Annotated in this window: 10 protein-coding genes and 1 pseudogene; 4 read left to right on the top strand and 7 right to left on the bottom strand. The window is 63.5% G+C overall.

Translation table 11 applies throughout. The features are described 5' to 3' along the window. The first annotated feature begins 71 nt into the window (after positions 1-71). From G455_RS0116170 to G455_RS0116180, 3 genes are read left to right on the top strand one after another with little or no spacing between them, the layout of a single operon-like run. A complete protein-coding gene (locus tag G455_RS0116170; RefSeq protein WP_028094649.1) occupies positions 72-2,228 on the top strand; it encodes a hydantoinase/oxoprolinase family protein in 2,157 nt (718 codons plus the stop codon). Between the two features lie 58 nt (positions 2,229-2,286). Continuing rightward, a complete protein-coding gene (locus G455_RS0116175; protein ID WP_028094650.1) occupies positions 2,287-4,557 on the top strand; it encodes a hydantoinase B/oxoprolinase family protein in 2,271 nt (756 codons plus the stop codon). Further along, positions 4,554-5,384 carry a hypothetical protein gene (locus G455_RS0116180; protein WP_028094651.1) on the top strand — a complete coding sequence of 277 codons (831 nt, stop codon included), beginning with the start codon at positions 4,554-4,556 and terminating at the stop codon, positions 5,382-5,384. The genes G455_RS0116175 and G455_RS0116180 overlap by 4 nt, the downstream gene beginning before the upstream one ends. 472 nt (positions 5,385-5,856) lie before the next feature. Here G455_RS0116180 and G455_RS26445 read toward each other — a convergent pair. Beyond that, positions 5,857-6,015, bottom strand: a pseudogene (locus tag G455_RS26445) (DDE-type integrase/transposase/recombinase); the annotation flags it as partial. Positions 6,016-6,098: 83 nt separating this feature from the next. On the opposite strand from G455_RS26445, the gene G455_RS0116185 reads away from it, so the two are divergent. After that, positions 6,099-6,782 (top strand): IS6 family transposase, encoded by a 684-nt coding sequence (locus G455_RS0116185; RefSeq protein WP_028094652.1) that lies wholly within the window; start codon positions 6,099-6,101, stop codon positions 6,780-6,782. A gap of 18 nt (positions 6,783-6,800) precedes the next feature. On the opposite strand, the gene G455_RS24395 is transcribed toward G455_RS0116185, so the two are convergent. The 6 genes from G455_RS24395 to hutU all read right to left on the bottom strand — a co-directional run bounded on the left by G455_RS24395 (position 6,801) and on the right by hutU (position 12,215). Next, positions 6,801-7,505 carry an aminotransferase class I/II-fold pyridoxal phosphate-dependent enzyme gene (locus tag G455_RS24395; protein WP_051312574.1) on the bottom strand — a complete coding sequence of 235 codons (705 nt, stop codon included), beginning with the start codon at positions 7,503-7,505 and terminating at the stop codon, positions 6,801-6,803. 17 nt (positions 7,506-7,522) lie between these two features. Then, entirely contained in the window at positions 7,523-8,299 is a 777-nt protein-coding gene (locus tag G455_RS0116195) for an amino acid ABC transporter ATP-binding protein (protein WP_028094653.1), read from the bottom strand. Between the two features lies 1 nt (position 8,300). Beyond that, on the bottom strand, positions 8,301-8,960 hold the full coding sequence (locus G455_RS0116200; RefSeq protein WP_028094654.1) for an amino acid ABC transporter permease: 660 nt from the start codon (positions 8,958-8,960) through the stop codon (positions 8,301-8,303). Then, positions 8,960-9,607 carry an amino acid ABC transporter permease gene (locus tag G455_RS0116205; RefSeq protein WP_028094655.1) on the bottom strand — a complete coding sequence of 216 codons (648 nt, stop codon included), beginning with the start codon at positions 9,605-9,607 and terminating at the stop codon, positions 8,960-8,962. Before G455_RS0116205 ends, G455_RS0116200 begins: the two co-directional genes overlap by 1 nt. Before the next feature lie 56 nt (positions 9,608-9,663). Beyond that, the gene (locus tag G455_RS0116210; RefSeq protein WP_028094656.1) at positions 9,664-10,482 is read right to left on the bottom strand and encodes a transporter substrate-binding domain-containing protein; all 819 of its coding nucleotides are present in this window, start codon (positions 10,480-10,482) and stop codon (positions 9,664-9,666) included. A 68-nt stretch (positions 10,483-10,550) separates the two neighbouring features. Then, positions 10,551-12,215 (bottom strand): urocanate hydratase, encoded by a 1,665-nt coding sequence (gene hutU, locus G455_RS0116215; RefSeq protein WP_028094657.1) that lies wholly within the window; start codon positions 12,213-12,215, stop codon positions 10,551-10,553. Positions 12,216-12,221 lie beyond the last annotated feature (6 nt).

Consider the following 12,221-nt stretch of genomic DNA (forward strand, 5'->3'; position numbering starts at 1 on the left):
CGGGCGGAGAGACATCCACCGGAAGCGACCGTCGAGGAGGACGGCCTTCCGGACAGACACAGGGAGCGAGAATGAAACGCGTATCCGTTGATATCGGTGGTACCTTCACCGACTGTTTCGTCGTCTGGGGCGATCAGTATATCGAAACCAAGGCACTGACCACGCACCACAATCTGGCCATGGGCTTTAACGAGGCCCTGGGCAAGGCCTGCCAGGTTCTGGACGTGGAGCTGGAACATGTGCTGACCGAGGTGGACAGCGTGCGCTATGCCACCACCCTGGGCACCAACGCGCTGATCGAACACAAGGGGCCGAAGGTCGGCATGCTGGTCACCGCCGGCTATGAGGCCACCGTGCCGCTGAGCCGCGCCCGCGGCTATGGTGAGGGGCTCGACGATCTGGGCAAGCAGGACCTGCCCAACGCACAGCGCCCCGACCCGCTGGTCGAGCCGCATATGATCCGTGGCATCCGTGAGCGGCTGGATTTCCAGGGCAAGGTGGTGATGCCGCTGGATGAGGAAGACGTCCGCCGCCAGCTGCGCGAGCTGGTCGACCGTGGCGCCCAGATCATCGTGGTGGCGCTGGTCAACTCGGTGGTGAATCCGGTGAACGAACAGCGCATCGAGGAAATCCTGCTCGAGGAATACCCCTCGCATCTGCTGGGCGCGATCCCGGTGATCCTGTCGCATCAGGTGGCCGGGCGGAAGGGCGAATACGTGCGCTCCACCTCGGCCATCGTCGACGGCTATCTGCATTCGACCATGTATCATGCGCTGTCGCAGCTGGAACAGAATCTGCGCGCCCATACCTATGAAAAGCCGATGCTGGTGATCCACAACTCCGGCGGCATGGCGCAGCTCAACTCGACAGACGCGCTGCAGACCATCCACTCCGGTCCGGTGTCGGGCATCGGCGCCTCGGAACATCTGGCGCTGCAGGCAGAGCTGGGCAATGTGGTGGCCACCGACATGGGCGGCACCTCTTACGATATCGGTATCGTCGTCGAAGGCGGCATCAAGCACTATGACTTCAACCCGGTGATCGACCGCTGGCTGGTGTCGGTGCCGATGGTTCACCTGGTGACGCTGGGCGCCGGCGGCGGGTCCGTGGCCTCCTATGACCGGATGTACAAGACGGTGCAATGTGGCCCCGAAAGCGCCGGGTCCGATCCGGGGCCGGCCTGCTATGACCGTGGCGGCATGAAACCGACGGTGACCGATGCCGACCTTCTGCTGGGCTATCTCGATCCCGAGCATTACGCCGGCGGCTCGATCCCGCTGAACCCGCGCCGGGCCAAGGCGGCGGTCGAGGACGCGCTCTGCGACGAACTCGACTGCGAGGTGATCGAGGCGGCGAAGCTGATCCGCGAAAAGGTCGACGGCAACATGGCCAACGGGCTGTTCACCGAGCTGCGCGCCCGGGGATATGACCCCGAGGACTTCACCATGCTGGCCTATGGCGGTAACGGCCCGCTGCATTGCTGCGGCATCGCGCAGAACCTCAGCATCGACAAGATTCTGGCGCCGCCGCTCAGTTCGGTGTTCTCGGCGGTGGGGGCGGGCAATATGCACCAGCTCCATATCCACGAACAATCGCTCTACATGGTGCTCTATGACAGCAACACCCGGGCGCTGTTCGACGATTACGCGCGGTTCAACGCCATCGTCGCCGAACTGAAGGAGCGCGGCCGGCAGGATCTGCGGCGCCAGGGTGTGCCTGACGACATGATCCTGTTCGATCTGGAACTGGACATGCGCTACGGCAACCAGCTGGTGCAGACCACCGCCGTCGTGCCGATCCACGAGCTGAACAGCCCGGCCGATGTGCTGCAGGTGATCACCCAGTTCTCGGAAGACTACGGCAAGCGCTTCGGCGAAGGCAGCCAGGCGCCCGAGGCCGGGATCCGCATCAACACGATCCGGGTGTCGAGCTATGTGCGGCACGAGACGGTGCAGTTCCAGGATATCAAACCGGTCGACAAGCCCGAGCGCAAGGCGCCGCCGGCCCCGTCGGGACAGCGCACCTGTCACTTCGTCGGTTTCGATCAGGCCTTCGATACGCCGGTCTGGGCCCGCAAGGATCTGGAGCCGGGGGTGGAGATCGAGGGGCCGGCCATCGTCGCCTCCGAAGTCACCACCTTCCTGGTGAACCCCGGCTGGACCTTCGTCACCGCGAAACAGGGGGCCTCGTGGTTCCTGCGTAACGAGACGCCGGTGACCCGGCACTGAAAACGGCGCCCCGGCGAGTGGAGCGCCGGGGCCCATGATCCGACAGGAGGAGAAAACCATGAAAGACCTGAATACCACCGGCCCGGCCCCCTCGGCCGAGGACATGAAGCTGATCAAGCAGTTCCTGGAAGACACCACGCTGTTTCTGGGCCCTGATCCCGAGATCATGCAGAACCACGACCTGATGGAGCGCAGCCCCGACGAGGAGCTCGCCATCGGTCAGAACTTCGATCACCACATGATCGCCCGTATCCGCGACCGGCTGCAGTCCGGCTGCGACGAAGGCTATGAGATGGTCGAACAGATGGGCGCCGCCCCGGGCGCGAAATGGGGCGACGTGATCACCGGCATCTATACCGCCAGCGGCGATCTGGCGCTGGCCTCGGCAGGCGGCGTGCTGCTGTTTTCGTCGGTGGTGCACCACCCGATCAAGTTCATCGTCAAGAACTGGATCAACGAACCCACCGTCGGCGTGCGCGAAGGCGATGGTTTCATCCACAACGACAGCCGCTATGGCAACGTGCACAACACCGACCAGTCGATGATCCTGCCGATCTTCCACGAGGGCCGGCTGGTGTGCTGGGTCGCCTCGACCGTGCATGAGGGCGAAAACGGCGCCATCGAACCGGGGGGTATGCCGTCGATGGCGGAAAGCCCCAGCGACGAGGGGCTGAAGATGTCGCCCTTCAAGGTGGTCGAGAATTACCAGATCAAGCGCGACCTGCTGACCTTCCTGCAGAACTCGGTGCGTGAGCCGAAGCTGCAACTCGAGGACATGAAGGTCAAACTCTTCGCCTGTCTGCGCATCAAGCAGCGCATCGAGGAAACGCTGAACACCGAAGGCCCCGAGGCGCTGGTCGCCATGCTGCGCCTGACGATGGAGGATGTGCGCACCGAGGTGAAACGCCGCGTCTCGGAATGGCCGGATATGTCGGTGCAGACCTATATCATCCAGGACTCGACCCTGCGCGAGAACTGTGTGGTCAAGGTGAATTGCAAGCTGACCAAGAAGGGCGACCGGCTGATCTTCGATTTCCGCGGCTCGAGCCCGGAGTTCACAAACCGCGCGACGAATACCATCCTGGGCGGGCTCAAGGGGATGCTGTCGCAGCTCTTCCTGTGCTACATCTGGCCGGACCTGCCGCGCGGCCAGGCGGCGATGGCGCCGATCGAGGTGATCACCGATCCTCATTCGATCCTGAACTGTTCCTATGATGCGCCGAACTCGCAATCGCTGATGTCTATCTTCACCGGCTTCACCGCCGGACAGCATGCGGTGGCGAAGTTCCTCTATTCCTGCCCGGAGAAATACACCAAGGTCCATGCGCCCGCCTTCAACATGATCAACACCTTCATCTGGGGTGGGGTCAGCCAGCATGGCGAAACGCTGGGCAATCTCTGTGCCGATCTCAACGGCATGGGGGCGGGGGCGACCGCGAACCGCGACGGCGAACATGCGCTGGCGCCGATCTTCGCCACCATGGCCGACATCGGCGAGCAGGAGGTGAACGAGGAAGACGTGCCCTTCCTGCAGCTCGTCTCGAAGAAGATGACGCGGGACGCCATCGCGCCGGGCAAATACCGCGGCGGCCAGGGCTACACCATGATGGTGGCGACCAAGGATAGCGAACAGTGGGGCTTCATGACCACGGCTCAGGGCGCCAAGATCCCGCCGATCCAGGGCCTGTTCGGCGGCTATGCCTGCGGTACTTATCCCCTGTCCAAGGTCAAGGATGTCGACGTCTATGATATCTTGCTGAACGAGCCGGAGAAATTCCGCCACTCGATCGAAGAGATCATGAACGAACAGCCCTTCGACGGCGCCAAATACACCACCCACCACATGGGTATGGGTTTTGAAATCTCGAAGCGCGGTGAGCTGTTCATGATCAGCCAGGGTGCCGGGGCCGGCTATGGCGATCTGCTGGAACGGGATCCGGTGAATGTGGTCAAGGATATCGAAGAGGGGCTGATGTCGCCCGAGGTGGCGGCGCGGCTCTACAAGGTGGTGTTCGATCCGGCGACCCTGGCCATCGACTTCGAGGCGACCGAGCAGGCCCGGGCCGAGGAACGCCAGGCGCGGATCGACCGGTCGGTGCCCTATGCAGAGTTCGTCAAGGATTGGAACCAACCCAAGCCTCCGGCGCATCTGCCCTATTTCGGCTGCTGGGGCGATGAGATCGACACGCTTTACATGGGCTCGCCGGATGTCACCCGCCGCGGCGATGAGCCGAGGCCGAATTACATGACGCACCCGAAAGACGTGCGCATCGCCGAGCTTGAGGCGCGTCTGGCCGCTGCCGGCGTTCCGGGAGACGAAAAGCAATGAGCCGCCATCTCGCAGAGGATCTGCCCGACGCAACGGGCACGAAGGCGCTGCGGGTCTGGCTGGAGTCGTCGGGCTATGCCCGGCGGCTGCTGCTGGGCGACGATGGCGATCCCTGGGCCGAGGGGGCGGCGAAATACCTGTCCTTCTTCACCCAAGCCCGGGGGCTGCTGCGGTCGGATGTGGCGGTGGTGAATCTGGGTGACCTGTTCCGGTCGTGGCTGGCCCGCCACCCCGATCTGGCCGCCGAGATGGGATCGAAACGGCGGGCGACCTATCCGTTGCGGCGGATGCTGGAAGAGCAAGGCCCGCGGGCCTTGCTTGACGAGGTGGCCGAAGCCGTCGGTGCCCATCTTCAGGGACAGGTGCCGCTGGTGCTGGCGATGCCGGCACCGGGTGCCTGGCTGGCCGAGGCGCAGGCCGCCGCCGGACGTGATCCGGAGGTGGACGAGGATGCGGTAGAGGATGCGGCAATGTATATCGCCGATTTCATCCGCTGCGTGGCGCAGCGCCCGGTCGGTGGCCTGCTGATCGAGGAGGGCGAAGACCCCGGCCCGGCGGACCGCTATGCGCCGCTGTTGAATGCGGCGCGGCATTACCGCTGGGCGGTGGTCGGTCGCGGTGTCGCGCCGGAGGGCGCGGTGCGGTTCGACGCGGTGATCGGCGAGGGTGACACGCCGCAGGGGCGTGATGTCAGCACCGCGCTGTTCGCAGGGAACGAACTGCCCAAGGCCGGCCCGGCGCAGTTCTTCTATGCCAAGGTCCCGGTCAATCATCCGCCCGAGGCGGTTCTGGATGCGGTGGCCCGGTTGCAGGGGGTGCCCGTCTGACCCTCCATTCCTGTCGGAAGCTCCTTGCAGGAACGGCATCCCGGCGCCCGGGGTGCCGTTTTTCAGCTAGGTTCCCTGCCGTCGGGCGCTGTCGCCTCTGTCTCGGAATGGGGCCCGGGACAAAGCGGTCGTCTCCGATCGCCCGGGGATGTCGCAATCCCCGCCGCCCGGCCAGAGGCTGCCAACTGGAGAATGCCGAAACCCGCCCTGCGGTTTGATTTTCTCCGGACACGCCAGGGCGATAGCTTTCGGCCCTCTTCTGTGCCATCGCGATGGCGGCCCTTGCGGCCGAGCCAACCGTTCTGTTTTGATCGGCTGGCTCGTGTCGTATTTGAAATCGCCCGCTCGGTTTCGGTCGGGCACAGAGGCCAAGGACCTCAAACCTATCAGTGCTAGGTGTTCAGTCCCGGCATCTGGTGGATCGGGTCGACGATGAAACTGTCGGGCTCTGAAGTCCAGACTTTGCAGATGTGACCGTCGCCCGATCGCAGCCCGAAGCCTGCAATGCCAAATCCAGCGTGTCGGTCACGTCGCCGGCTTTCATCGTCGTGCAGAGTTTCCACGCGATGATGTAGCGGCTGTAGTCGTCCAGGATCGTCGAGAGATAGAGCCAGCCCCAGCCTATGACCTTCAGGGGTACTGTCGCAAACTTTCGACTTTCGGAGCGCGCATGATATTTCAACGTTGTCAGGGAGTTGGTGAGAGGCGGTTGGCGTGATCGAGTTCAAAGGTGTTCACTATCCGAAGTCGGTGATCCTGCACGCGGTGTTCTTCTACCTCCGATACGCCGTCTCCTACCGCGACTTGGAGGAGATCATGGCCGAGCGCGGGGTGAAGGTCGACCACGCCACGCTGAACCGTTGGGTGGTAAAGTTCGCGCCGCTGATCGCGGCCCGGGCGCAAGCGAGGAAGCGGCCGACCGCAACCTCCTGGCGGATGGACGAGACATACATCAAGGTGAAGGGCAAATGGACCTATCTTTACCGGGCCATGGATCGCAACGGCCAAACCCTTGATTTCCTGCTTTCCGAACGCCGAAACCTGTCCGCTGCTCGACGCTTCTTCAAGCGAGCGATTGCCGTCAACGGCGTGCCCGACCGGGTTGCCATCGACAAAAGCGGCGCCAACCTGGCCGGCCTGCAGGCGGTGAACGTGATCCTGAAATTCACTGGTACCGGCCGCACGATCACGATCCGGCAGATCAAATATTTGAATAACATTCTTGAACAGGACCATCGCTTCATCAAGCGGATCACCCAACCGATGATGGGGTTCAAGGCTTTCCACTCGGCGACCGCAACCATCGCAGGCATTGAGACCGCGCATATGATCCGCAAGGGTCAAATCCCCGCCAATGGCGCAACCGCATTCCAGACCTTCGCGGCGCTCGCAGCATAACTTTGTCCTCAGCTCGGATTACCCCGACATCAGGCGAAGTTTGCGACAGAACCCCAGCAGCGGCTTGTCATGCTCGGCCATCCGTTCCAGTGCCGAAACATAACGCGCGGGATCGGTGTATTCGACATAGGCCTCGTCAATGCACAGCAGCGTTTCGGGATGTTGCGCCGCCATCAACTGGTCCAGCGCCGCCGGATCAAGCCACAGCCCCGCCGGGTTCATCGGGTTCGACAGCAGGATCAATCGCGCCGGGCGCGCCACCGCCGCCAACAGCGCCGGCAGGTCGATTTCGCCCTCGGGCGTCAGGTCGATTCGCTCGACCGCGGCCCCCATCATCAGGGCGTAATCCTCGTGCAGCGGAAACGAGGGATAGAGCGTGATCACCCGGTCGCCCGGCTGTAACAGCGCCCGAGCCAGCACGTTGAGCAGATCCTCCGACCCGTCGCCCAGCACCACCTGATCCGGCGTCACCCCCGCCAGAGACGCCACCGCCACACACAGATCATGTCCCGAGGGATCGGGATAGAGATGCAACTGGCTGGCCGCCTTGGCCACGGCGGTGGTCACGCCGGGGGCCGCGCCATAGGGGTTCTCATTCGACCCTAGCTTAGCGATCTTCGTCACGCCGGGGCGCGCGGCCACCTCTTCCTGCGTCAGACCGGAATTATAAGGGGTAAGCGCGGATAGCTCCGGGCGCAGGGCAAGGGGGGCATGGTCGGACATCGGAACTCTCTTCTCGCTCAGAAACTGTTGCGCTCGTGGTAGGTGCGCAGAAAGGACTGGATGCGCGGGTCTTCCGGGTGGTGAAGGATATTGGCCGGCGCATCCACCGCCACCAGCTCGCCCTGTTCCATGAAAGCGACCTGGTCGGCGACATGGGCGGCAAAGCCCATCTCGTGGGTGACCACCACCATCGTCATCCCCTCGGCGGCCAGCGCCTTCATCACGGTGAGCACCTCACCCACCAGCTCCGGATCGAGCGCCGAGGTCGGCTCGTCGAACAGCATCAACCGGGGCTCCATCGCGATGGCCCGCGCGATGGCCACCCGCTGTTGCTGCCCCCCGGACAGCCGCGACGGGTGATTTCCCATCCGGTCGCCCAGACCGACTTTTTCCAACGCGTCGGCAGCACGCGTCTCGGCCTCGGCCCGGGCCATGCCACGCACGCGGATCAACCCTTCGGCGACGTTCTGCAGCGCGGTCATATGCGGCCAGAGGTTGAACTGCTGGAACACCATCCCGATGGTGCGGCGCATCTCGCGCAGCCGACGCGACGACATCTTCTTGCCACCGGCGGTTTCGTATCCGATCAGCTCGCCGTCGATCAGGATTTCGCCCGAGTTGTATTCCTCGAGGAAATTGACGCAGCGCAACAGGGTGGATTTGCCCGACCCGGAGGGGCCGATCAGGCAGGTGACCTTGCCCGGTTCGATGGACATGTCGATGTCCTTGAGCGCGTGGAACGGCCCGTAGAATTTGTTGACCTTGCGGATCTCGACGGAAGAAGCCCGGACCATGTCACGTCCTTTCGATCAGGTGTTTGGTGATGCGGGTCTCGAACCGGCGCCCGAGGCGCGAGATGAGCTCGACGAGCCCCCAGAAGAACAGGGCGAGGGCCAGGTTGGCCTCGACATAACGGAAGGTTTCCGCCGACATGCGCTGAACCTGGTACATCAGTTCCGGCACGGTGACGATCGACAGGATCACCGTCTCCTTGGTCAGCACGATCGAGAAATTGACCATCGCCGGCAGCGCCGACACCAGCCCGAGCGGCAGCAGGATCCGGCGTACGATGGAAAATTCGCTCATGCCGATGGCGCGCGCGGCCTCGATCTGGCCAACCGGGACCGAGCCAAAGGCCGAGCGGAAGATCTCGGCGAAATAAGGGCTGCTGTAAACCGACAGCCCCAATAGCCCCGCCGGAACCGGATCAAGCCGCAGCCCGAACATCGGCCCGCCGTAGTACAGCAGGAAAAGTTGCGCGAGAAAGGGCGTGCCCCGGATCGCCTCGATATAGGCGCGCAGAACCCAGCGGACCGGCGCGATGCTGTGACGCTGGATCAGTGCGATCGCAAGGCCAAGCGCCATCCCCCCGATCGTTCCCAGCAGCCAACACAGCACCGTCATGCCAAAGCCGCTCAGCAGGAACGGGCCGTAGTGAGCAAGAAAATCGTTCATCAGACCGCCATCCTGTGTTCAAGCCAGCGTCCCACCCCGGCGAGGCAAAGGTTGATCGCCAGATAGATGCAGGCCGCCGCCAAGTAGACCTCGAGTGGGCGGAATGTGGTCGCCGCCTGCGCCTGCGAGGCGCGGGTGATTTCCATGATACCGACCACGGAGACCAGCGACGAAGCCTTGACCAGCAGGATCAGCTCATTGATCAGCGCCGGCAGCGACATGGTGACCGCCTGCGGCAGGATGATCCGCGTCCATTGCGGCAGCGGCGCCATGCCGATGGCCTTGGCCGCCTCGGTCTGTCCACGCGGAAGCGCGTTGATCGCCCCGCGCCAGATTTCCGAGATATAGGCGCTTGCGCAGATCGCGACGGTCACCACGGCGGCCACCAGCGCCGGCACGTTGATGCCGATCACCGGCAACAGGAAGTAGACAAGCAGCAATTGCACCAGCAGCGGCACACCGCGCAGGAAACTGACCCAAAGCGCGGCAAAGAGGCGCAAGGGTTTCATCGGTGACAGCGCAGCCGCACAGATCAGCGCACCGATCACCAGCCCCAGTAAGATCCCGAGGCCCGAGACAAGCACTGTAAAGCGCGCGGCCCAGAGCAGCGGAATGAAACTATCCCCAAAGGTGGTCCAGGAAAACACGGCAGCCCCCGTTCATGGTCGTGCGGGCCGGGATCGCTCTCGGCCCGCAGTCAGGATCAGTCTTGCGGAACTTCGCGCGGCAGGTCGGGATTGACGCCCAGCCATTTCTCCTGGATCGCCTTCATGCGGCCATCGTCGGTCATCTTCAGCAAGGCGGCGTTGATGGCTTCGACGAAAGACGCGCTGTCGGCATCCTTGCGCATCGCCCAAGCAAAGTACTTCGGCTTGCCAAAGGTGGCGGGCTCTAGCAGGGCAAAGGTTTCGCCACGCGCCTTGACCAGATAGGCAAGGTTGGGAAGCGAGCCGGCCACGGCCTGAAGACGCCCGGTTGCCAGGTCGGCATAGGCTTCGTCGGTGGTGCCGTATTCCTTCATCGTGACGCCGCCGATCTTGTCGCCGAACGCCTGAAGCTGGGCCGCCTGGGCGGTGCCTTGCTGAACGCCGACGGCTTTGCCCTTGATGTCTTCGGGCGCCTTGGTCTCGCTGTCGTTGGCGCTGCGGATCAGGCCGACGGTCGCATCGGCAATCGGCAGGCTAAAGGCATAGCGTTCCAGCCGTTCAGGCGTGATCGTCACCGGCGCGATGATGATGTCGAATTTCTTGACCTCGAGGCCGGGCAGTTCCGCCGTCCACGGAATATCCTGGTAAACCGGCTCGACGCCCAGTTCCTTCGACACCTCGTCGAAGATGTCCTTGGTGATCCCCTGATAGGTGCCGTCGATGATCATGTCGAACGGGGCATAGTGCATATCGGTCGCGGTCACGATCTTTCCCGCGGCTTTGATATCGGCAAGCTGGTCGGCGAAGGCTGGCGCGGAAAGCCCGAGGGCGGTGAGGCCGAACAGGGCGGCCTTCAGCGTGTTCTTGATAGTCATGCGGTTCTCCTTGTTGGGTCCGGGGGTATAGGCCCCACACCGTCCCCGGAACGGTGTGGGGATTTCGCTCACAGAATCGCGGGCAGGTTCAGGTTGTGCTCCTTGGCGCAGTCGATCGCGATCTCGTAGCCCGCATCGGCATGGCGCATCACGCCGGTGGCGGGGTCATTCCACAGCACCCGGGCAATGCGCGCATCAGCCTCTTCGGTGCCGTCGCAGCAAATTACCATTCCCGCATGCTGCGAAAAGCCCATTCCGACACCACCACCATGATGAAGCGACACCCAAGTCGCGCCAGACGCCGTATTAAGCAGCGCGTTCAGCAGCGGCCAGTCGGACACGGCGTCTGACCCGTCGCGCATGGATTCCGTCTCGCGGTTGGGCGAGGCAACAGAGCCGGAATCAAGGTGGTCGCGCCCAATCACCACCGGCGCTTTCAGCTCGCCGTTGCGCACCATTTCGTTAAAGGCAAGACCCAGCTTGTCGCGCTGTCCCAGCCCCACCCAGCAGATCCGCGCCGGCAGGCCTTGGAACGCGATCCGCTCGTGCGCCATGTCGAGCCAGTTGTGCAGATGCGGATCGTCGATCAGCTCCTTCACCTTCTGGTCGGTCTTGTAGATATCCTCGGGATCGCCCGAAAGCGCGGCCCAGCGGAACGGCCCGACACCGCGGCAGAACAGCGGTCGGATGCAGGCCGGCACGAAACCGGGGAAGGAAAAGGCCCGCTCCAGCCCCTCTTCGAACGCCATCTGGCGAATGTTGTTGCCGTAATCAAGCGTCGGGATCCCCGCATCGTGGAATCCGACCATCGCCTCGACATGTGTGCGCATGGATTCGCGCGCTGCTGCTTCCACGACCTTGGGCTCCCTCTCTTGCCGGGCGCGCCATTCGGCCACACTCCAGCCCTGCGGCAGATAGCCATGCACCGGATCATGCGCCGAGGTCTGGTCGGTCACGATATCGGGTTTCACGCCGCGTTTGAGCAGTTCGGGGAACACGTCGGCGGCGTTCGCGATCAGTGCCACGGATTTCGCCTCGCCGGCGGCGGTCCAGCGTTCGATCATCGCCAGCGCCTCGTCGAGATCGTGGGTCTTCTCGTCGCAATAGCGGGTGCGAATGCGGAAATCGGCGCGGGTCTCGTCGCACTCAACCGCCAGGCAACAGGCCCCGGCCATCACCGCGGCCAGCGGCTGTGCGCCGCCCATCCCGCCCAGACCGCCGGTCAGGATCCATTTGCCCTTGAGATTGCCGCCGTAGTGCTGGCGCCCGGCCTCTACAAAGGTCTCGTAGGTGCCCTGCACGATGCCCTGCGCGCCGATATAGATCCACGAGCCAGCGGTCATTTGGCCGTACATCATCAGGCCCTTCTTATCGAGCTCGTTGAAATGATCCCAGTTGGCCCAGTGCGGCACAAGGTTAGAGTTCGCGATCAGCACGCGCGGCGCATCCTTGTGGGTGCGAAACACGCCCACGGGCTTGCCCGACTGGACCAGCAGGGTTTCGGTATCTTCAAGATTTTTCAGGGTCTCGACGATCAGGTCGAAATCCTTCCAGGTCCGGGCCGCGCGCCCGATGCCGCCATAGACGACCAGCTCATGCGGGTTCTCGGCCACGTCCGGGTGCAGGTTGTTCATCAACATCCGCAGCGGCGCCTCGGTCAGCCAGCTCTTGGCGTTCAGCTCGGTGCCGGTCCTCGGAAAAATGTCGCGGGTGTTATGACGGGGATTGGTCATGTGTTT

The sequence above is a fragment of the Pseudodonghicola xiamenensis DSM 18339 genome (assembly GCF_000429365.1).
Lineage (GTDB): Bacteria > Pseudomonadota > Alphaproteobacteria > Rhodobacterales > Rhodobacteraceae > Pseudodonghicola > Pseudodonghicola xiamenensis.